Origin of the sequence: Amycolatopsis sp. NPDC058986 (assembly GCF_042741125.1) — a bacterium.
Lineage (GTDB): Bacteria > Actinomycetota > Actinomycetes > Mycobacteriales > Pseudonocardiaceae > Amycolatopsis.
Map to the genome: position 1 here is coordinate 36906 of NZ_JBHYJW010000057.1, position 20702 is coordinate 57607.

The window sequence follows — 20702 nt, forward strand, 5'->3', positions numbered from 1 at the left end:
TCCCTTGTGGACGGTTCAGGAGTTGACGCCGGTGAGCGCGAAGAACTCCTGGCGCGAGCGGGCGTCCTGGCGCAACGTGCCGAGCAGGGTCGAGGTCACGGTGCTGGAGCCGACGGCCTGCACCCCGCGCAAGGTCATGCAGGAGTGCTCGGCCTCGATCACTACGCCGACGCCCTTGGGGTTCAGGTGCTCGCACAGCCAGTCCGCGACCTGCTTGGTCAGCCGCTCCTGCACCTGCGGGCGGCAGGCGAAGTGCTCGACGATCCTGGCGAGCTTGGACAGCCCGAGGATGCGCTCGCCGGGCAGGTAGCCGACGTGGGCGACGCCGACGAACGGCAGCAGGTGGTGTTCGCAGACCGACCGGACCGGGATCGCGCGGGCCAGCACGAGCTCGTCGTACTGCTCGTCGTTCGGGAACGTCGTCAGGTCGAACGGGCGCGGGGCGAACAACTCCGCGTACGCGCGCGCCATCCGGCCCGGGGTGCCGCGCAGGCTCTCCGAGTCGAGCGGGATGCCGAGGGCGGTGAGGAACTCGGCCGCCGCGGCCTCCGCCGCCTCGAGGTCGGGACCGACCTCCGGCTGGTGCACGACCCGCAGTGCTGAACTCGACATCACTTCACCCTGGCTTTCGGCTCCTGGTTTCACCAAAAAGTATTGGCGTTATGTTGCGGAAGGTCAAGTGACCAGTGTCGATCCCGACATGTGGCTGTTGGACCAACTGTGATAGCCGATACGCTGAGTACGTGACCGCTTCCGAACGGCCGCGGGAGACACTGGACATCGCCGCTGTCACCGCGGTCGCCGCCCTCGAGGACAACCTGCGCCGCCGTCTGTACACCTACGTGCGGGAGGCGCGGCGCCCGGTCGCGCGCGACGAGGCGGCGGAAGCGGCCGGGATCTCCCGGAAGCTGGCCGCGTTCCACCTCGACAAGCTCGTCCGCACCGGCCTGCTCACGTTCGGTTACGACACCGTCGGCGGCGTGGCGCGGGTGGGCCGCAAGCCGAAGCTCTACCGGCCCGCCGACACCGAGATCCAGGTCGGGATCCCGGCCCGGCGGCACGAGATCCTCGCCGACATCCTCGCCGACGCCGTGCTCGCGGACTCCGGCGACGAGACCGCCCGCGCGGCCGCGATGCGGATCGCCGCCGAGCACGGCGAACGGGCCGGAAGTCTCGAACGGGACCTGGCCCGGCCGGGGCGGCTCGGCACGGAGCGGGCGCTCACCCTCGCCGAGGCCGTGCTCACCCGGTACGGGTTCGAGCCGAGCCGCCCGGCACCGGACCGCGTCCAGCTGCGCAACTGCCCGTTCCAGCCCTTGGCGGCCAAGGCGCCCGGCCTCGTCTGCGGAATCAACCACGCCTTCCTGACCGGGGTGCTCAGCGGGCTGGGCGCGCACACGGTGGAGGCCGCGCTCGCGCCGGGGGCAGGCTGCTGCGTCGAGCTCCGCCCGGTCGACGGGAAGCAGCACCACTGACGAGGAAGGCACGGGCGGGAGGGAGTCCGCCCGTGCCGGGTGCGTCCCCAATGGACAGACGACGTCCACGGTGCGGCCGGACGGTCCCGCACCGTGGTCACGACATCATCTCGGCGGGCCAGGTGGCGTGACTACTCCTTGCCTGCTCAGCACGCTTCCGGTGGGTCGGCCGATTCAATTCCGGCCCGCCACGAGATCCGGCCGTGACCGGACATCGGGTTGGAGAAGATTTTCCGGCCGCCGAGGTCGTATCATGTTCCCACCTCGAAACGCTGGATCACGATGATTCAGGTGGTGCTGGAACATGGCGCTACACGATTACGAACAGCGAAAACTCGACGAGATCGAGAAACACCTCGTCGAGGAGAACCCGCGCATGGCACGGCGGTTCGCCGAGTTCCGGCCGATCCACCTCATCACCTTGGTGGCGGCCGGACTGGGCCTGCTCGTGCTGCTCTCGGTCGGCCTCGTGGTGATGGTCATCGGCGTGCGGCTGACCGCGCCGGGATTAATCACCTTGGGCGCCGTGCTCACCGCGACCGTGCCCGCCGCGATAACCTGGTACCTGCTGCGGCGCGCCAAGCCCACGAAATGATCCGCGGCACCTTTCCCTGTCAAATCCATTGTGTGTCGGTACCCGCCGTCAGCCAGGCGCGTCGGCGGGTTCTCCCTCGTCGGCGCTGGACCGTATGGTCTAATCCCCGCCCGTGAGGATCGCTTACGTCATCTTCGGGATCGCGGCGGTGTGGTTCCTGTTCTTCCTGATCAGCTTCCTGAAGGAACGTCGCCGCCTCCGCAACGGCGTCTACCTGTTCATGACCCTGTTCTTCGCCGCGCTCGGCACGGTGGCCTCGCTGGCCTCGGTGTCGGCCCAGGCCGCGGAGATCGTGGTCGTGTCGGGGTTCCTGCTGATCCCGCTGGCGATCCTGGCGCTGGCGATCTTCCTGGTCTTCAACGGCGTCACCATGATCCGCCGCGAAGGCAGGCGCCTGGCCAACCTGCTCTCGCTGCTGCTCGGTGCGGGGATCCTCGCCTACCTCCCGTTCACCGCGGCGATCAACCGGATCCCGTGGACCCCGGCGAAGGTCGCGGTGACGGTGCTGACGCTGATCCTGGCGTACGTGTCGTTCCTGTTCGTCTGCTTTCTGCTGTACGCCATCGTGTATGGCCGGATCCGGCAACGCCGCGCCGTCGATTTCGTGGTCGTCCTCGGCTCCGGGCTGATCGGCGCCAAGGTGCCGCCGCTGCTGGCGAGCAGGCTCGACCGCGCCCGCGCGGTCTTCGAGGCGGGCGTGGCCAGGGGCGGACAGCCGCTGCTCGTGACGTCCGGTGGTCAGGGCCCCGACGAGGACGTGCCCGAATCCCACGCGATGGCCGACTACCTCGTCGAACGAGGTGTGCCCCGCGAGCGGATCCTGCTGGAGGACCGGTCGAAGACGACCTGGGAGAACCTCACGTTCAGCCGCGAGATCATGACGGGCCTGCGGCCGGGCTACCGGTGTGTGGTGGTCACCAACAACTTCCACGTCCTGCGTGCCGCGCTCACCGCCCGGCGGGCGAAGGTCGACGGCCAGGTCATCGGTGCGCCGACGGCGTGGTACTTCTGGCCCAGCGCGACGATCCGCGAGTTCGTCGCGGTCTTCCTCGACCACAAGGTGGTCAACTTCGGCATCTGCCTCAGCCTCGCGGCCATCACGGTACTCGGCGCGCTCGGCTGACGCGGGAAACCCTTTCGCCGCAATAGTTCCGTACCCATACGGGTGTGCTCCCGGGTTGTTACCCCACCAGCGGTCACCGGAAAGTGACGGGCAGCTACTCGAACCGAAGGAGCTGTCGTGAGCAGAAGAAACCGCATACTGGGCTGTTTCGCCGTCGGCCTCGCCGTCCTCGCCACGCCGTGGCCGAACGTGGCGGCCGCCGCGCCGGGGAACCCGCCCGCGGTGGCGCCGCTGGGCGGCACCACCGTCCCCGGCGGCGACGTCCAGCCCTCGTCCATCGGCGGGACACCGGCGTCGGTCAAGGACTACCCGTTCATCATCGCCGGGCTGCGCGAGGGCGGGCCACGGCCGCAGGGTGAGACCTGCACGGGATCGGTCGTGGCCCCGCGCAAGATCCTCATCGCCGCGCACTGCAAGGCCGCCGAGGGCAAGAAGACCTTCCTCTACGGCCTTGACGACCTCAACGCGGGCGGCGGCACGCGGATCGGCGTCGTCAGCTACGAAACCCACCCGAAGTACGTCAACTTCGATCAGGGTTACGACGTCGCCGTGGTGACCACCGACGCCGACATCCCGGTGCCCGGCGGGCAGTACGCGAAGGTCGCGACGTCCGCGGACACCGACCTGAACAAACCGGGCAAGACGGGTCTCGGGCTCGGCTACGGCAAGAAGGACTTCAACGACGACACCAAGGACGTCACGCTGCACAAGTTCAGCCTGCCGATCGTGGCGGGCAGCAACTGCCAGGGTGTCGGGGCGGGGTTCCAGGACGCCACGATGATCTGCAGTGGCTACAGCGACGGCCACGTCACGATCCTGCCAGGGGACAGCGGCGGCCCGCTGATCGTGGACGGCAAGGTGACCGGGGTCGCGTCGTGGAGCCGCAGCGATTTCAAGTGGTACAGCGTCTACGGCCGGCTCAACAACGACATGGGTGACTGGGTCAAGGAGCAGATCGGCTCGGTACCGGATCAGGACAAGTTCACGGTCGGCGTGACGCCGGGTTCGGTGAAGGTCGATCCCGGCAAGTACGTGTCGGCGACGGTGACCAGCAAGGCGGGTAAGAACGGCGCGGAGAAGGTCGAACTGAGCGCGTCCGGCCTGCCCGAGGGCGCGAAGGCGACGTTCCAGCCGTCGACGATCAACTCCGGCGACACGGCCAAGGTGACCATCGAAACCGCTTCAGGTACGCCGGAGAAGGAGTACGCGGTCACGATCTCCGGCAAGGGCACGACCGACACGAGTACGGCGACGCTGAAACTGGTCGTGGGCAAGGGAGAACCACCCGCCGGTGACCTGAAGGTGAGCGTGAACCCGGGCAGCGGCACCGTGCGGCCCGGATTCTTCGCCACGGCCACGGTGACCGCCTCCGGCGGGACCGGCACGATCACGCTGTCGGCCTCCGGTTCCGGACTGCCGTTCGCGCCGTTCTTCAGCCCCGTCACCGTGTCCAGCGGGGGCAGCTCGCAGATGCAGGCGGGTGCCCCGTTCCAGCCCGGCACCTACCCGATCACCATCACCGCGAAGGACTCCACCGGAAAGACCGCCACCACCACCTTCACCCTGACCGTCCAATAAGGACACTGCGGTTCCGTTCCGTCAAGGCCACCTTACGGGCATCTGATGCCCGTAAGGTGGCCTTCACGGCATTCCCCGGCGTCGTGATCCGCCGGAGATCTCGCGTGCATGTACAGAGGTCTCGCGTGCGTGAACGGAGAACTCGCGTGATTACGTGAGTAAAGCCGTGCCCCCGGCCGGAAGTGGCCGGGGGCACGGACTCCCCTCGGGAAGGGGGCTCGGTGGCAGGATCAGAACGTGATGGAGAATCCGTCGATCGTGCCGGTGTCGAAGCGGTAGACGTCCTTGACCCGCAACGTCCACGTGCCGTTGGCCCGCTCGGCGGCGGCGTTCACCGTGTAGGTCGTGTGCACGCCGCTCGCCGAGACCGCGCCGCCCGGCTTCTGCAGCGAGAACACCGCACCGCTCGGGCCGACCAGGTCGATGGTCAGGTCCGCGCTGTAGGTGTGGGTGATGTCCACCTTCACCGGCAGCGAGGCCGAAGCCGCGCCGTCACACGAATCCTGGGTCACCGAGCTGGTCACCGCGTCCCCGGCGTCCGGAATGGACACCGGGGTGGTGTTCGACTTGACGCCGCATTTCGACGGTGTGCCACCGCCGATGAAGGACACGTTGAGCAGCTTGTTCGGCGAACCGCTGCCCGGGTTCTTCACCACGCCGTCGGTGGCGTTCGAGACCAGCGCGTCCCGCACCTGCTGCGCGGTGGCGCCCGGGTTCGCGGACAGGTACAGCGCCGAGGCGCCGGTGACGTGCGGAGTCGCCATCGACGTCCCGCTCATGTTCGCCGTTCCGCCGTTCGACGTGCTCAGCGACGTCACGTTCACGCCGGGCGCGAAGAGGTCGACGCAGGTGCCGTAGTTCGAGAACGAGGCACGGCCGTCCTGGTTGTCCGTCGCGCCGACTGTGATCGCTTCGGGCACCCGCGCCGGGCTGACCGAGCAGGCGTCCGTCGAGCTGTTGCCCGCCGCCACCGAGTACACGATCCCGGCGGCGATGGACTTCTTCAGCGCGTCGTCGCCGACGCCGACCTGATCCATGCCGAGGCTCATGTTCGCCACGGCCGGTTTGACGGCGTTCGCGGTGACCCACTCCATCGCGTCCACCGCGGCGGAGTCCGGCCCGTTGCCGGTGCAGTCGTTGCCGAGCACCTTGAGCCCGACGATCTTGACCTGCTTGGCCACCCCGTAGGTCTTGCTGGCGATGGTGCCCGCGGTGTGGCTGCCGTGCCCGTTGCAGTCCTTCCCGTCGCCGCCGACGAAGTCCTTGCCGATCGACGCGCGGCCACCGTACTCCGGGTTGTCCGGGTTTATACCGGTGTCCAGGTCGTACGCGGTGACCCCGGCCCCGCTGTTGGCATAGGTGTACTTCTGGTCCAGCGGCAGGTTCTTCTGGTCGATGCGGTCGAGGCCCCAGGTGGGATTCGTCTGGGTGTCGGCGATCCGGGCGGTGCCGTCCTCGTACACCGCCTTCACCGCGGGGTCGGCGGCCAGTCGCCGCGCCTGCTTGTCCGTCATCGCGCGTACCGAGAACCCGTGCAACGTCCGCTCGTAGGTCGAACGCACTTCGCCGCCGTACCGCTGGGCCAGCGTCGCCGACGAGGCCGACGCCGCACCGGCATCCTTGAGCACCACGATGTACTGGTCGCCGTAGTGCTGTTTCGCCGGTACGACAACACCTTCCGCCTCGGCCGCGACTGCCTGCCCGGCACCGAGTGCCAGCAACGACACGCAGGCGCCGAGGGCCAGGATCCCGCGCCGCATCAGAACATCGCCCCGGTACCGATGAAGGAGACGTTGAGCAGCTTGTTCGGTGAACCGCTGCCCGGGTTCTTCACCACGCCGGCGCTCGCGCCACCGGTGAGCGCCTTCTCGACCTCGGCGGGCTTGGCCGTCGGGTGCGCCGTCAGGTACAGCGCCGCCGCGCCCGCGACGTGCGGCGTGGCCATCGACGTCCCGCTCATCTGCTGCGTCCCGCCACCGTTGCGCAGCGACGTGATGTTCACGCCCGGCGCGAAGATGTCGGTGCAGTTACCGAAGTTGGAGAACGACGCCCTGCTGTCCTTGTTGTCCGAGGCGTTCACGGTGATCGCCTCGGGCACCCGCGCCGGGCTGGTGTTGCAGGCGTTCTTGTTGTCGTTGCCCGCCGCGACGGTGTTCGTGACGCCCGCGGCCACCGCCTTCTTCACCGCATTGTCCACAGTGGAGCTGGCGGCCCCGCCGAGGCTCATGGTCAGCACCGACGGGGCCTTCGCGTTCTTGGCCACCCAGTCGATCCCGGCGACGACCTGCGCCCACGAGCCCTGGCCCTGGCAGTTCAGCACCCGCACCGCGACGATCTTGGCTTCCTTGGCCACGCCGTAGGTCTTGCTGCCCACCGTCCCGGCGACGTGCGTGCCGTGCCCGTGGCAGTCCGACGCGTCGTCGTCGTTGTCGATGAAGTCGTGGCCACTCGACGCGCGGCCACCGAATTCCGCCTGCTTGTAGTCGGTCCCGGTGTCGACGACGTACACCGTGGCGCCGTTCCCGGTGTTCGGGTAGGTGTATTTCTGATCCAGCGGCAGGTCCTTCTGGTCGACGCGGTCGAGGCCCCAGGTCGGGTTCGTCTGGGTGCCGGTGACGTGCGCGATCCCGTCCTGCTCGACGTACTCGACGCCCGGGTCGGCGGCGAGCTTGCGGGCCTGTGCCTCGGTCATCGAGGCCGCGAAGCCCCGCAGTGCCGTGTCGTAGGTATAGGTGACCCGTCCGCCGTAGCGGTGCGTGAGGTCACCGGCGGCCGCCGTGAGCGCTCCGCCGGACTTGAGCGCGACGAGATAGCTGCCCTCGATCGCGCCCGGGACGCCCGCGTTGCGGATCTGCCCGGTTTGCGCCTGCGCCGGCGCGGCCAGCCCCAGCGAGATCGCGCAGGCGGCCACCACCACGGGGGCCGCCTTGCGATAGACGTTGTGCATACCCAACTCCGTTCGCTCGAACAGAAGAAGCGGAGCGCGAACGGGCCGCGCTCCGGCGGTGACCGAGAGCCACCTCGGTCTCACTGTCGGGGACAATCACTCACGGGAACAAGCGAGGTAGCGGCCCGTATGGCTACCTAACTAATGCCGGCTCGTTACCCCCTACGAAAGTTCTGTGACCGTTCGGATCTGTTCCGTGACGGGTGCCGCGCGACCTAAGCTGCGTTCACCCGGACAAGGTGGTTTGGGCCTGTACCGCTTTCGGGTGCGCTAGATCGGGAGCAGGGCGATGACCAACGGGATCGTGTGCCGGACGAGTTCCCCGGTCCTCATCGGACGGGCGGCCGAACTGCGCGCGCTGGCCCGCGCCGCCGCCGCGCCACCCGCGGTGCTGATGCTCGAAGGAGAAGCGGGTGTCGGCAAGACGCGCCTGGTGAGCGAGCTGGTCGCGCGGCCGGAGACGGCACGGCACCGGGTCCTCCTCGGGTGCTGCCAGCCGCTGCGCGAGCCGTTTCCCTACGGCGTCGTCATCGAGGCGCTGCGCGGCGTCGACGGCGTGCCCGCCGGGCCGCTGAGCCCGCTCACCGGCGCGCTCGCCCCCTACCTCCCCGAACTGACCCACCTCCCGGCTCCGCCGCCACCGCTCGGCGATCCGCGGGCGGACCGGCACCGGCTGTTCCGCGCCGTCCGCGCGCTGCTGGACGCGCTCGGCCCGGTGCTGCTCGTCGTCGAGGACGTGCACTGGGCCGATGACGGATCACGGCAGTTGCTGCGGTTCCTGATGGGCGATCCCCCGCCGGGGCTGAGCCTGTTACTGAGCTACCGCGGCGAGGAGGTGCCCGGCGGCCTCCCGCTGGGCAGCGCGTACCGGCCGGCGCCGGGCAGTGCGAGCGTCTTCGTCCGGCTCGCACCGCTCGACCGCGACGGCGTCCGGCAGCTGACCGGCGCGCTGCTCGGCACCCCGGCCGTCTCGGCCGAGTTCGCCGCCCGGTTGCACGAACGCACGGCCGGACTTCCGTTCGCCGTCGAAGAAACCGTGCACGCGCTGCGCGATCCGGAAGGCGCCGTGCAGGCGGACGGCGCGGCGGCGCGAAGACTTCTCGACGCCGTCGAGGTTCCCGCCCTGCTCCGGGACACGATCGTCGAACGGCTCACCGCGCTGCCGCTGGCCGCGCGCCGGATCACCGAGGCCGCCGCCGTGCTCGCCGAACCGGCGCCCTTGGACCTGCTGACGGCGATCTCCGGCCTCGCCCAGGCCCGTGCGCGCCACGCGCTGGTGCGTGCGCTCGACCGCGCCATCCTCGTCGAGACCGCCGACTGTCACTACGGTTTCCGGCACACGCTGGCGCAGCAGGCCGTGTACGACACGCTGGCGGGCCCGGACCGCCAGGAGCTGCACCGCCGCGCCGTCCGCCTGCTGCGGGACCGGGATCCGGCGCCGCTGGTGCGGCTGGCCGAGCACTGCCGCAAGGCCGGGGACCACGCGGGCGCGCTGCGCTACGGCGAAGCCGCCGCCGACCAGGCCGGCGCGCTGGGCGATCTCGCCGCCGCGATCGACCTGCTCCGCACGGCACTGGCCGGCCCCGATCTCACTCCGTCCGATGTGGACAGACTAGCGGTCAAGCTGAGCACGGTGGCGTGCAACGGCCTGTCCCAGCGGGACGTCGTCGCGACACTGGAGCGGCTGCTGTCCGACGAGCGGCTGTCCGGACGGCTGTCCGGCGAGGTCCGGCTGACGCTCGGGCTGATGCTGATCCGCCAGGCGGGCAGCTTGGAGGCCGCGCGGGTGGAGATCGAGCTGGCGATCGCCGCGCTGGGCGACCGGCCCGCGCTGGCCGGCCGCGGGATGGCGGTGCTCGCCCAGCCTTGGGTGAGCGACACGCCGTTGGCCGAGCATCGGCGCTGGATGGACCGCGTCGACGAGCTGATCGCGGCGGCGGCGTCGTCCGGTGACCGCGGCCGTGCGCTGACACTGATGGCCAACAACGTCGCGTCGCGGCTGCACACCGGCGACGCGCACGCGTGGACCATGCTCGCCGCCGCTCCGGCCCGTGTCGGAAGCGCCGAGGAGCAGCGGCAGCTCGCCCGGCTGCACTGCAACGTCGCCGACGCGTGTTCGTGGATCGGGCACCATCAGCGAGCGGAAAGGCTGCTGCGCAGCGGAATGCGGCTCGCGGCCGACTGCGGCGCACCGTATGTCGTGGGCACCGCGCGGTCGACCGGGGTGCACACGGATTGGCTCACCGGCAACTGGGCCGGGCTCGACGAACGCGCCGAGGCGCTGATCGAGGAATACCGCGATCTGCTCCCGGTGACCAGCGAGCTGTCCCTCATCCTCGGCCTGCTCTCCGCCGCGCGCGGTGCCTGGGACCGCGCGGCCGAGCATTTCACCGCGACCGCCGTCGACCAACCGGGAAACGCTTTCACCCCCGTGGTGATCGCCGCGCACGGCGGGATCGCCGCGATGCTGCTCGCCCAGGACTCCGTCGAGGCCGCGGTGACGCAGGCCGATCGCGGGCTGGAGTTGTTGCGCACCAAGGGTGTCTGGGCCTGGGCCGGTGACCTGCTCCCGGTCGCCGCCGACGCGTACTGCCTCGGCGGGCGGTCGAACGCGGCCCGTGCGCTGCTCGGCGAATTCGAACGCGAGATCAGCACGCTCGACGCGCCGATGGCCCACGCCGCGCTGGCCACTTGCCGCGGCATCGTGGCCGCGCACCACGGCGAACTGCCGGATGCGGTCAAATCCTTCGACGACGCCCGCGGCCAGTACGAGCGGCTGCCCGCGCCGTACCACGCCGCGCTGGCCTCCGAGCGGCTCGCCCACTGCCGGCTTCGCCAAGGCGATCCCGCCGCGGCCGCCACGTTCACCAAGCTGGCCGAGGTGTTCGACGGGCTCGGGGCCGCCCGCGACGCCGCCCGCTGCCGCCACGCCTACCGATCGACCGGCGCGGTCACGCCGTCACGACGCGGTCGGCGCGGCTACGGCGACGAACTCTCTCCACGCGAGCGCGACGTCGCGCGGCTGCTGGCCGAGGGACACACGAACCGGGAGATCGCCGAGGTGTTGTTCCTCTCACGGCGCACGGTGGAACAGCACGTCGCGAGCGTGCTGCGGAAGCTCAAGGTGCGCTCGCGCGGCGAGCTGGCCGCGTCGCGTTGACTTCAAGTTCCCTTTAAGTCCTACCTTCGCCGGAGTAAGCCAACGGACGAAGGAACAGGGAAATGACCAGGAAAACGATTCTCGTGACCGGCGCCACCGGAACCGTCGGCGGCGCGCTCGTCGCCCAGCTCGCGGGACGCGAGGACGTGACCGTGCGCGCCCTCGTGCGCCGCCCCGAGGCCGCGAAGCTCCCGGACGGCGTCGAAGCGGTGCGCGGCGACTTGAGCGACCCCGCGAGCCTGCACACCGCGCTGACCGGCGTCGACAGCGTGTTCCTGGTGTGGCCGCTGCACCCCGCCGAGCAGGCCGGGCCCGTGGTGGACGTCATCGCCGAGCACGCGACCCGCGTCGTCTACCTGTCGTCCTCGGCGGTCGACGACGCGGCGGACCCGATCACCAGCTCCCACGCCGCGCTCGAAGCCGTCATCCGCGCTTCCGGTCTACAGTGGACTTTCCTGCGCGGTGGCGGTTTCGCGGCCAACGCGCTCGGCTGGGCACCGCAGATCCGCGAGGACCGCGTCGTCCACTGGCCGTACGGCGCCGCCGTCCGCACACTCGTCCACGAGAAGGACCTCGCCGCCATCGGAGTGCTGGCGCTGACGACAGATGACCACGTCGGCAAGGCCTACGCGCTCACCGGCCCCGAACCGCTCAGCCAGCGCGACCAGGTCCGCGCGATCGGCGAGGCGATCGGCACCCCGGTCCGCTGGGAGGAACAGTCCCGCTCCGAAGCCCGCGAGGACCTGCTCGCACAGGGCTGGCCGGGCACGCTGGTCGACGCCGTCCTCGACGCCTGGGCGGACATGGTCGAGCACCCGGAGACGGTCTCACCGGCGTTCCGCGAACTCACCGGCCGCGACCCGCACACCTTCGCCGACTGGGCCACCGATCACGCCGAAGCCTTCCGCTGAGCCCACGCTCAGGGCACGACGGGGGCGTCCTCGGGCATGGCCGTCGCGCGTTTCACCGACTCCAGCAGCAGCTGGGAGACGTCACGGACGTCGACGTTCTCACCGCGCTGCTCGCTCTGCCGCTGCACCAGTCCGTCGGAGATCATGACGCGGCAGAACGGGCAGCCGGTGACGATCGTCTCGGCTTCGGTCGTGAGGGCCTCGTCGACGCGTTCGAGGTTGATGCGCTTGCCGATCTGCTCCTCCATCCACATGCGCGCCCCGCCCGCGCCGCAGCACAGCGACCGGTCCGCGTGCCGTGGCATCTCGGCGAGCGTGGCGCCCGCGGCCCCGACCAGATCCCGCGGCGGCGTGTAGACCTTGTTGTGGCGCCCCAGATAACACGGGTCGTGGTAGGTGACGCTCGGGCCGCTGTCATCGACCGCCTTCACCGGCGTCAGCCTGCCCGTGCGCACCAGCCGGTTCAGCAGCTGCGTGTGGTGCACGACCTCGTAGTGCCCGTCGAGCTGCGGGTACTCCCTGCCCAGGGTGTTCATGCAGTGCGGGCAGGTGGTGACGATCTTGCGCAGCCGCGGCTCCCGGCCCTCGAACACCGCGTTCAACGTCTCCACGGTCTGCTGCGCCATCATCTGGAACAGGAACTCGTTGCCCGAACGCCGCGCCGGATCGCCGGTGCACGACTCGTCCGTGCCGAGCACGACGTATTCCACACCGGCGATGTGCAGCAGTTCCGCGGTCGCACGCACGGTCTTGCGGGCGTTGTCGTCGAACGCGCCCGCGCAGCCGATCCAGTAGACGTACTCGACGTCCTCACGGAGTTCACCGTCGAACACCGGGACGTCGAACCCGAGATCCTTGGTCCACGCCAGGCGCTCGGAGTTGTTCTGGCCCCAGGGATTCCCCTTGTTCTCCAGATTGCGGAACAGGACGCCCAGCTCACTCGGGAACGCGGATTCGATCATCACCTGATAGCGCCGCATGTCGACGACGTGGTCGACGTGCTCGATGTCCACCGGGCACTGCTCGACGCACGCCCCGCACGTGGTGCACGACCAGAGGACGTCCGGATCGATCACGCCGTTCTCCTCGGCGGTGCCGACCAGCGGTCGTGCTTCCGGATTCTCCTTGCCGCTCAGGACATACGGCGCCTCTTCGAAGAGGTGATCGCGCAGCCCCATCACGAGCAGCTTGGGGGACAACGGCTTTTCCGTGTTCCACGCCGGGCACTGCGACTGGCAGCGGCCGCATTCGGTGCAGGTGGCGAAGTCCAGCATGCCCTTCCAGGTGAAGTCCGCGATCTTGCCGCGCCCGAAGACGTCGTCCTCGCCGGGGTCCTCGAAGTCGATCGGCTTGCCCTTCGACTCCATCGGCAACAGCGGGCCGAGCGCGTCGGGCAACCGTTTCGCGGTGACGTTCACCGGTGCCAGGAAGATGTGCAGGTGCTTGGAGTACAGCACGATGCTCAGGAACGACAGCATCACGCCCAGGTGCAGCAGCAACCCGACCGTCTCCAGCGGCTCGTTGACGCCGAGCCCGAGCGGCCGCAGCAGATCGCCGACACCGAGGGAGACGAACGCGCCCGAGTCGTACGGGAAATGGCCCGCCGCCGAGGAAGCACCACGGAACAGGAACATCGTCCAGACGACGTTGAAGATCATGATCAGGATCAGCCACGCGCCACCGGTGTGCGAGCCGTAGAACCGCGAGGCCCGGTCCTTGCGCTCCGGGGCCTGCCGGATCCGGATCACCGCGAACACGCCCAGCGACACGGCGACCGCGACCGCGATGAAGTCCTGGAGGAACCCCAATACGGACCAGCGGCCGATCCAGGGGATGTGGAAGTCCTCGTCGAACAACGCGCCGTACGCCTCGAGGTACACCGACGCGAGGATCACGAAGCCCCAGAACGTGAAGAAGTGCGCGAGCCCCGGTACGGACCATTTCAGCAGCTTCCGCTGCCCGAACACTTCGCGAAGATGCGCGGCCACGCGGCGGCCCAGCTCGTCGGACCGGCCGGTGTCCGGCTGGCCGGACCGGATCAGCCGGACGAGGAACGCGACCCGCCTGCCGGCGAACGCCAGCCCTGCGACGGTCATGAGCAAACCGAGAATCAGACGAACGAGCACGAGTCCTCCACGGCGGTTCTTCTGCGTGACGCGATCGGCGAGTGGCTCAATGCGAGCCGGTGTAGTACCGGCACGCCTTGCACGCGTACCGCATCTTCGCCACCCGCCAGCGTTTCCGGTACAGCTCGGGATTTCCCGGCCGCGGCGGGCACACGCCCAGCCGCTCGTACCGCCGGATCCGCCCGCCCGTTTCGTACAGCTCGGTCACGTGCCCGAGATACGCGCGCCGGACGGCGAGTTCGGCTGTCAGGCTTCTGGCGAGGGTGTCCCGGCAGAAGCGGTGGAGGAGTCCCAGATCGGGGAGCCCGCCGAGGTCGGCCACGGCGTGTTCGTCGACGACGCCGTAGCCGGGGTGATCGCCTTTTCCGGTGAGCCGCACCGGAAGCGCGCAGTGCGCGCAGCGCAGGGTGCACGTCAGGCACGCGGTGACATGTCTGAGCCTGCGCTCGCGCGGACCGTCTCCGATCACTGGCCGCACGCGCCACCCCATGGTGCCTCCTCGGACCGGCGATGTGATCGACGCCACCCTTACTGGAGGGTAATGAGGTGCCCCGGAAAAACGACAGGACCAAACGGACTAGTTTGGAACGCCTGAAAAGCGCAGTGCGTAACGGATCGCCGGTCAGATCACCTTGATCGTCACGAGCAGCGTGCCGGATTCGCGCAGTTTCACCGGGATGTCGCCGGTGTGCTCCGGCGTGAACCCGATGTCCTCCGGATCACCGGGATCGACGTCCGCGCTCTTGTCCGGATACCCGGCCACATCGATGTTCTGGTGCACATCGGAGGTCACGTTGATCTTGATTCGCTGACCTTTCTGCAGTTTGAGCACCCCGGGCCGCGGCGAGACCTCGCCCTTCGCGTACACGATGTTGACCTGCGCGTCGGCGCCGCTCGCGGCCGGGCCTCGCACGACATCGGTTTCGGGGCTCGACTGCGGCGGAGTCGAAGCGGACGACGAACCCGAATCGCCCGCCGGGGACGAACAAGCGACCGCGGCAAAGGCCGCGAAGGCCACAACCGGAACAACACTCCACCTCATCGGCGGCACCTCCTCGCGAAAGCGTTCATTCGTATGGCGGTACCCCGCATCGCGAACCGCGAATCGCCGAAGCGGGGAGAGCCGCCTCACATCGTCCACTGTAGACATAGCCGGCGAGTCACGCATTGCCTTGTCCGACGGGGCGGGGTTACTCTCGATCAAGGATTGGACTGGACCAAGAACCGACCTTTCCCCGGCAAAGGAGCCCAGCGTGCGGCGACGTCAATTCCTGGTCCTCAGTGCCTTGACCCCGGCGGCGATGGCGCTGCCCGCCACCACGGCCGGCGCGAACGAAACGGCACGGCACCGGTTCGGCTTCGCCTCCGACGGCAGCGCGTTCCTGCTGGACGGCAAGCCGTTCCAGATCCGCAGCGGCGAACTGCATCCGGCGCGGATCCCGGTCGAATACTGGCGGCACCGGATCCGGATGGCGAAGGCGATGGGCATGAACACCATCGCGGTCTACGTCATGTGGAACTACGTCGAGGAGCGCGAAGGCGTCTTCGACTTCGAGACCGAGCGACGCGACGTCACCGCGTTCATCCGGCTGTGCGCGGCGGAGGGCATGTGGGTGCTGCTGCGGCCCGGCCCGTACGTCTGCGCCGAATGGGATCTCGGCGGCATTCCGCCCTACCTGTTGCGCCACAAGGACATCAAGCTCCGGGTCCGGCGTTCCGAGGACCCGCGCTACTTCGCCGCGGTGCAGCGGTACGTCGAGGCGCTGAGCCGCCGCGTCCGGCCGCTGCTCGTCGCCAACGGCGGGCCGATCCTGATGGTCCAGGTCGAGAACGAGTACGGCTCGTACGGCAGCGACGCCACGTACCTCGAGGAAATCCGGCAGCTGTGGATCTCGAACGGTGTACCAGGCCCCTTTTACACGCAGGACGGGCTCGCACAGGTCCGGCAGAACCACACCGTTGTCCCCGGCGGCGCCATCGGCCTCAGCGGTGGTGACGCCGCGCAGATCGCGGGTGCGCGGCATTCGTTCCCGGACGTCCCCGCCATGGCCGGCGAGGTCTATCCCGGCTGGCTCACGCACTGGGGTGAACCGGCGTTCGCGGGCCAGGACAGCGACGTTTCGGCGCAGCTCAAGGGTTTCATGGCGGGCGGGCTGTCGTTCAACCTGTACATGATCCACGGCGGCACCAACTTCGGCTTCTGGGCGGGCGCCAACGCGCGGGACGATTCCGGCGCCTACCAGCCGGACATCACCAGCTACGACTACAACGCGCCGATCACCGAACAAGGCGCCGCCGGACCGCGTTACCACGCCTACCGCTCGATCGTCGGCGGTGCCGTCCCCGATCCACTTCCGCCGGTCCCCGCGCCGATCCCGACGTACACCTCCGAGGGCAGGACGTTCACCCCCACACCCTTCGCGTCCCTGTGGGACAACCTCCCGGCACCGCTGCGCTCGTCGCGACCGCAGCCGATGGAGGCCCACGGGCAGAACTCCGGCTTCGTCCTGTACCGCACCAAGCTCGACGGCTACACCGGCGGAAAGCTGGACATCCGCTGGGTGCACGACTACGCCACGGTGTTCGTCGACGGCCGCTACACCGGCGGTTTCTCGCGCCCGGGTATCCCGGCGGCCCTCGCCGCCCGGCTCAACGTCACCAACGACAACGCGCCGCTCACCCTTCCACCAGGGACTGGTGCACCGACGCTCGACATCGCCGTGGAAGGTATGGGACGCACCAACTTCGGCCACGCCTTGGTCGACCGCAAGGGCATCCTCGAATCCGTCTCACTGCGCGGAGCCGAACTGACGGGCTGGGAAGTGTTCCCGCTGCCAATGGACTCGAAGTTCATCGAGACGCTGCGCGCCCGCATCAGCGATCCCGGCAGGCCGGGTCTGTTCTTCCGGCTTGCCTTCGACGTGCCCGCACTGGGCGATACCTATGTCGACATGTCGAGGTGGACCAAGGGGGTGGTCTGGGTGAACGGCCACAACCTCGGCCGTTACTGGACGATCGGCCCGCAGCACCGGCTCTTCTGCCCTGCGCCATGGCTGCGGCGGGGCCGCAACGAACTCGTCGTGTTCGATCTGCACCAGACCGCTGCCTCGCCGATCGGATTCGCGGCCACGCTCGCGGCTGCCGGGGCAGAACGGGCACGATAGTCGGCCTCGACGGGCAGGAGGGGTTACTCGAATCGTCCCGCCGCGTTAGGTTCTGCCGCTGGGCGGCGCGGTTGCGCATGACTATCCACTGTGGACAGCGCTGTCGCTCCGTCCCGAGACGCCGAACCAGGAAGCGAAGCCGTGCGAGACATCACCGAACTTGTCGACGTGCCCTACCCGTCGTGGCCGATGCTGGCCGACGCACTCGCCGGCAGCTTCACCAGCTATGTCGTGCTGCCACCGGATCCGGAGCAATGCCGGGCAACGTTGCTCCAGCTCCAGGTGACCGCCCGCTCGCCGCTGGGCGCGATCGCGCTGAACACCGGCGGCATCCTGGTGCACGACGGCTGGCTGCGCGTCTACGGCGGGTCGGGCGGCGGCCCGGCCGGACTGCCCAGTATGGCGGAGGTCAACGGGTTCCCCGAAACGGTCGAACCGGACTGGCAACCGTCCGCGGGCCTGATCGTCGCCCACGACGTGCTCGGTGGCGTGTTCACGCTGAACGGGATGGAGCACGAACAGCACGGCAGGCCCGGCGCGCCCGGCAGCGTCGTGTACTTCTCGCCCACCAGCCTGGTCTGGGAAGACCTGGAGATGGGGCACAGCCAGTGGCTCACCTGGCTGCTGGACGGCGGCGCCGCGGGGCACTACCACGACCTGCTCTGGCCGACCTGGCGCACGGAGGTGGCCGAACTCGGCTTGCGGGACGGCATCACGGTGTACCCGTTCCCGTGGTCGCAGGAAGCGCAAGAGGATATGGCCGCCACCACGCGCAAACCGGCGCCGCTGACGCAGATCCTCGATCTGCACACGGGTTTCTGCGACCAGCTGGGCCTCGCTCATCCCGGCGAACTGGGCGCGGCTCCCGTTCAGGGGTAACGGCCCGCGAGGACACAGAACTCGTTCCCTTCCGGGTCGGCCAGCGTCACCCAGCTCTCCTCACCCGTCTGTCCGACATCGGCGTGTTTCGCACCCAGGTCGAGCAGGCGGCGGACCTCTTCGTCCTGCTCCCGGTCGGTCGCGTTGAGGTCGATGTGGAGCCTGTTCTTGACGGTTTTGCCCTCGGGCACGCGCGCGAAAGTCAGCGTCGGCGGCACCGGGCCGACGCGGTCTCTGCCTTCGGGCACCGCGGACGAGCCGATGGTGACGAGCCCGTCCTCTTCGCCCCGCACCTCGTAGCCGAGCACCTCGCACCAGAACCGGGCGAGGCCCTGAGGGTCGGCGCAGTCGATCGCGAGCTCGGTGAACTTACTGGCCATCCCAGACCCTCCCAGTCGATAGCGAACCCGCCACGGCGAGCCACGCGCTGAAGCCAAAGGTACCGATTTCGAGGTAGCGAAGGCCTCCTTACCGGCACCTAACGCCGGTAAGGAGGCCTTCACAGCGTCAGGCGCCACACGCCAGGAAACCGAACCCCGGCCCTCACCCCCGGCGGGCCGGAAGCCCAAGCCGGGCCTCACCCGCGATACCCTTGGCGAGTCCCACCCCGATCAACGCCACCAAGGCCGCGGCGCCGAACGCGAAACCGTAGGCCGTGTCGCTCGGGATCGTGCTGTCCGCGATCGGCATCGACGCGAGGATCGCCGCGCCGAGCTGGCTGCCCACCGCACCGCCCGCGGTGCGTGCCACGGTGTTGACGCCGTTCGCGGTGGCGATCTGGCCGGGGGCCACGGCGGCGTTCACCAAGCGGGGCAGCACCGCCATCACGAGGCCGAAGCCCACGCTGGCCACGGCGTAGAACACCACCAGCTGCCAGATTTTCCCGTGCCACAAAGCCAAAGCGGCGGCACCCGCGGCGACACAGCCGAGGCCGGTGGCGAGCGGGACACGTGGGCCGGCGCGGGTGTCGATGCGGCCGGCGAGCCAGCTGCCGGGCAGGACGAGCAGGGTGCCGGGCAGCATGATCAGGCCCACGGCGGTGACGCTCACCCCGAACCCGTAGTCCACCACGCCGGCGCGCGGGGTTTCGGCGAATTTGGGGAGCAGCACGAAGAGGACGAACTGGGCGGCGCCGAGCGCCACCGCGGTGAGGTGGGTCGGCAGGATCCGGCGGTGCACCAGCAGTTCCGGATCGATCAGCGGCGTCGCGGTGCGCTTCTCGACCGGCAGGAACACGGCGAAGGCGAGCACCGCCACCGCGAAGAGTCCCCATACCCAAGGCGAAGTCCAGCCCAGCGCCGGGCCCTGCGTCAGCGCGAGCAGCAACGCCGTCAGGCTCGTCGCGAGCAGCAGCACACCGGGGACGTCCAGCCTGCCACCGCCCCGTTCCCGGCTCTCCGGCACGAAACGCAGTACCAGGCCGAGGGTGACCGCGACGAGCACCGCGCCGACCGCGAACAGCCAGCGCCACGAAACGTAGTCCACCAGCAGACCGCCGCAGACCAGCCCGAGCCCCGCCGAACCACCGACCAATCCCGAGGCCAGCGCGAGACCGGAAGCGACGCGATCGGCGGGCAGGGATTCGCGGAGCACGCCGAACGCCAGCGGCAGCAGGCCGAGGCTGACGCCCTGGACCGCGCGGAACGCGATCAGCAGGCCGACGTTCCACGACACCAGCGCGCCGAGCGTGCCCACGAGATAGACCACGAGCACCCCGATCAGGATCCGGCGTTTGCCGTGGTGGTCGCCGAGTTTGCCGATCAGCGGAGTCAGCACCGCGCTCGCCAGCAGCGGCGCACTCAGCACCGCCCACGCGGTCAGCGCCGCGGTGGTGCGCAGCTCGTGCTGCAGCGTGGTGATCGTCGGGACGAGCATCGTCTGCATCAGCGAGTACGACAGCACCGCGAAACACATCGCGACGAGGATCGCGGTGCCCCGGCTCGTTCCGTCCGGCCGCCGGCACACCTCGGCCACCTTTGTCACATCCATGGAATCCCCTGCTCGACGCCCGATTCTCCCCATGCGAACAACGTTCGCATCAAGGGAAGGCTACCCTAATAAAGACACGGCGTCGAGAAGGTGGGCTACGGTGATCGCGTGGTGACCCCAGGTGGTACCCGGCCGAAGCTGAGCCGGGAGCTGATCGTGACGAAGGCGCGCGCGATCGCCGACGCGTCCGGGCTCGACGCGCTCACCCTGCGGGAACTGGCGCACGCACTGGGGACGGGGCAGGCCTCGCTGTACCGCCACATCGCCGATCGGAATGAGCTGCTCGGCCTGCTGGTCGACGACGTCGCGCTCGAGTTCCCCACCGCCGACCCCGAGCTTCCGCCCCGCGAGCGGTTGATCCGGGTCTGGCTCGATCTCCACGCGTTCCTGTCCGCGCACCAGTGGGTGGCGAAGGTGATCGCCGAAGGCGAGTACGTCTCCCGCAACGCGGCGCCGTTCGCCGGGCACCAGCTCGCCTGCTTGACCGCGGCGGGAGTGCGCCCGGACGACGCCCTGCGCGCGTACCGGGCGCTGTACAACCTCCTGCTCGGCTTCCTGCTCAACAAGCATCCGATGGGCCATCACCTCGAACCGGCCGGACCCGCACCGTCCACAGAGGACGACGAGTTCCACTGGGCGGTCACCCGTTTCCTCGGCGGCCTGCTCCCCGCGGAGCACCCTGACGCGCCTTGAGGCAGGCCGCTCTGCCCTTTTGGCCTCACCACGAGTGATACCCACGCCGGGAAAGGCGGCAC

Annotated in this window: 17 protein-coding genes; 9 read left to right on the plus strand and 8 right to left on the minus strand. The window is 69.3% G+C overall.

What is annotated here, in order from left to right; genetic code table 11:
- Positions 1 to 15: 15 nt before the first annotated feature.
- Complete coding sequence (folE, locus tag ACFW0G_RS35910; RefSeq protein WP_378329942.1) at positions 16 to 612, minus strand: GTP cyclohydrolase I FolE; 597 nt, start codon at positions 610 to 612, stop codon at positions 16 to 18.
- Between the two features lie 131 nt (positions 613 to 743).
- Between folE and ACFW0G_RS35915 the strand changes: the two genes are divergently transcribed.
- From ACFW0G_RS35915 to ACFW0G_RS35930, 4 genes are all read left to right on the plus strand, one after another.
- Positions 744 to 1475, plus strand: a complete 732-nt coding sequence (locus ACFW0G_RS35915; RefSeq protein ID WP_378329943.1) for a helix-turn-helix transcriptional regulator — start codon at positions 744 to 746, stop codon at positions 1473 to 1475.
- 304 nt (positions 1476 to 1779) lie between these two features.
- On the plus strand, positions 1780 to 2070 hold the full coding sequence (locus ACFW0G_RS35920) for a DUF3040 domain-containing protein (protein WP_378329944.1): 291 nt from the start codon (positions 1780 to 1782) through the stop codon (positions 2068 to 2070).
- A 112-nt stretch (positions 2071 to 2182) separates the two neighbouring features.
- Positions 2183 to 3193: a YdcF family protein gene (locus tag ACFW0G_RS35925; RefSeq protein ID WP_378329945.1), complete on the plus strand. Its 1011-nt coding sequence runs from the start codon at positions 2183 to 2185 to the stop codon at positions 3191 to 3193.
- Positions 3194 to 3310: 117 nt separating this feature from the next.
- Complete coding sequence (locus ACFW0G_RS35930; protein WP_378329946.1) at positions 3311 to 4771, plus strand: trypsin-like serine protease; 1461 nt, start codon at positions 3311 to 3313, stop codon at positions 4769 to 4771.
- A gap of 230 nt (positions 4772 to 5001) precedes the next feature.
- Here the strand turns inward: ACFW0G_RS35930 and ACFW0G_RS35935 are convergent, their stop codons facing one another.
- Positions 5002 to 6531, minus strand: coding sequence for a S8 family serine peptidase (locus tag ACFW0G_RS35935; RefSeq protein ID WP_378329947.1), 1530 nt, complete (start codon positions 6529 to 6531; stop codon positions 5002 to 5004).
- Complete coding sequence (locus ACFW0G_RS35940) at positions 6531 to 7718, minus strand: S8 family peptidase (RefSeq protein ID WP_378329948.1); 1188 nt, start codon at positions 7716 to 7718, stop codon at positions 6531 to 6533. The genes ACFW0G_RS35935 and ACFW0G_RS35940 overlap by 1 nt, the downstream gene beginning before the upstream one ends.
- Before the next feature lie 289 nt (positions 7719 to 8007).
- On the opposite strand from ACFW0G_RS35940, the gene ACFW0G_RS35945 reads away from it, so the two are divergent.
- Both ACFW0G_RS35945 and ACFW0G_RS35950 read left to right on the plus strand, forming a co-directional pair.
- A complete protein-coding gene (locus ACFW0G_RS35945) occupies positions 8008 to 10878 on the plus strand; it encodes an ATP-binding protein (RefSeq protein WP_378329949.1) in 2871 nt (956 codons plus the stop codon).
- 62 nt (positions 10879 to 10940) lie between these two features.
- Entirely contained in the window at positions 10941 to 11789 is an 849-nt protein-coding gene (locus ACFW0G_RS35950; RefSeq protein ID WP_378329950.1) for an NAD(P)H-binding protein, read from the plus strand.
- 8 nt (positions 11790 to 11797) lie between these two features.
- On the opposite strand, the gene ACFW0G_RS35955 is transcribed toward ACFW0G_RS35950, so the two are convergent.
- From ACFW0G_RS35955 to ACFW0G_RS35965, 3 genes are all read right to left on the minus strand, one after another.
- Positions 11798 to 13915: a (Fe-S)-binding protein gene (locus tag ACFW0G_RS35955; protein ID WP_378329951.1), complete on the minus strand. Its 2118-nt coding sequence runs from the start codon at positions 13913 to 13915 to the stop codon at positions 11798 to 11800.
- A 46-nt stretch (positions 13916 to 13961) separates the two neighbouring features.
- Positions 13962 to 14405, minus strand: coding sequence for a hypothetical protein (locus ACFW0G_RS35960; protein ID WP_378329952.1), 444 nt, complete (start codon positions 14403 to 14405; stop codon positions 13962 to 13964).
- 132 nt (positions 14406 to 14537) lie between these two features.
- Complete coding sequence (locus ACFW0G_RS35965) at positions 14538 to 14957, minus strand: hypothetical protein (RefSeq protein WP_378329953.1); 420 nt, start codon at positions 14955 to 14957, stop codon at positions 14538 to 14540.
- 211 nt (positions 14958 to 15168) lie between these two features.
- Here ACFW0G_RS35965 and ACFW0G_RS35970 point away from each other — a divergent pair, with 211 nt between their 5' ends.
- Together ACFW0G_RS35970 and ACFW0G_RS35975 are read left to right on the plus strand one after the other, a co-directional pair.
- On the plus strand, positions 15169 to 17079 hold the full coding sequence (locus ACFW0G_RS35970; RefSeq protein ID WP_378329954.1) for a beta-galactosidase: 1911 nt from the start codon (positions 15169 to 15171) through the stop codon (positions 17077 to 17079).
- A 141-nt stretch (positions 17080 to 17220) separates the two neighbouring features.
- Positions 17221 to 17958, plus strand: coding sequence for a DUF2625 family protein (locus ACFW0G_RS35975; RefSeq protein ID WP_378329955.1), 738 nt, complete (start codon positions 17221 to 17223; stop codon positions 17956 to 17958).
- Here the strand turns inward: ACFW0G_RS35975 and ACFW0G_RS35980 are convergent.
- Both ACFW0G_RS35980 and ACFW0G_RS35985 read right to left on the minus strand, forming a co-directional pair.
- Positions 17949 to 18338, minus strand: coding sequence for a VOC family protein (locus ACFW0G_RS35980; protein ID WP_378329956.1), 390 nt, complete (start codon positions 18336 to 18338; stop codon positions 17949 to 17951). The two genes, ACFW0G_RS35975 and ACFW0G_RS35980, sit on opposite strands and share 10 nt — an antisense overlap.
- Before the next feature lie 163 nt (positions 18339 to 18501).
- Complete coding sequence (locus ACFW0G_RS35985; protein WP_378329957.1) at positions 18502 to 19947, minus strand: MFS transporter; 1446 nt, start codon at positions 19945 to 19947, stop codon at positions 18502 to 18504.
- 108 nt (positions 19948 to 20055) lie between these two features.
- Here ACFW0G_RS35985 and ACFW0G_RS35990 point away from each other — a divergent pair, with 108 nt between their 5' ends.
- Positions 20056 to 20640, plus strand: a complete 585-nt coding sequence (locus ACFW0G_RS35990; protein ID WP_378329958.1) for a TetR/AcrR family transcriptional regulator — start codon at positions 20056 to 20058, stop codon at positions 20638 to 20640.
- Positions 20641 to 20702 lie beyond the last annotated feature (62 nt).

Excerpts from the sequence above, each read along its gene's own strand:
- folE (WP_378329942.1), bottom strand. The coding sequence starts at position 612 with ATGTCGAGTTCAGCACTGCGGGTCGTGCACCAGCCGGAGGTCGGTCCC.
- ACFW0G_RS35920 (WP_378329944.1), top strand. The coding sequence starts at position 1,780 with ATGGCGCTACACGATTACGAACAGCGAAAACTCGACGAGATCGAGAAA.
- ACFW0G_RS35935 (WP_378329947.1), bottom strand. The coding sequence starts at position 6,531 with ATGCGGCGCGGGATCCTGGCCCTCGGCGCCTGCGTGTCGTTGCTGGCA.
- ACFW0G_RS35940 (WP_378329948.1), bottom strand. The coding sequence starts at position 7,718 with ATGCACAACGTCTATCGCAAGGCGGCCCCCGTGGTGGTGGCCGCCTGC.
- ACFW0G_RS35945 (WP_378329949.1), top strand. The coding sequence starts at position 8,008 with ATGACCAACGGGATCGTGTGCCGGACGAGTTCCCCGGTCCTCATCGGA.
- ACFW0G_RS35950 (WP_378329950.1), top strand. The coding sequence starts at position 10,941 with ATGACCAGGAAAACGATTCTCGTGACCGGCGCCACCGGAACCGTCGGC.
- ACFW0G_RS35960 (WP_378329952.1), bottom strand. The coding sequence starts at position 14,405 with ATGGGGTGGCGCGTGCGGCCAGTGATCGGAGACGGTCCGCGCGAGCGC.
- ACFW0G_RS35965 (WP_378329953.1), bottom strand. The coding sequence starts at position 14,957 with ATGAGGTGGAGTGTTGTTCCGGTTGTGGCCTTCGCGGCCTTTGCCGCG.
- ACFW0G_RS35980 (WP_378329956.1), bottom strand. The coding sequence starts at position 18,338 with ATGGCCAGTAAGTTCACCGAGCTCGCGATCGACTGCGCCGACCCTCAG.
- ACFW0G_RS35985 (WP_378329957.1), bottom strand. The coding sequence starts at position 19,947 with ATGGATGTGACAAAGGTGGCCGAGGTGTGCCGGCGGCCGGACGGAACG.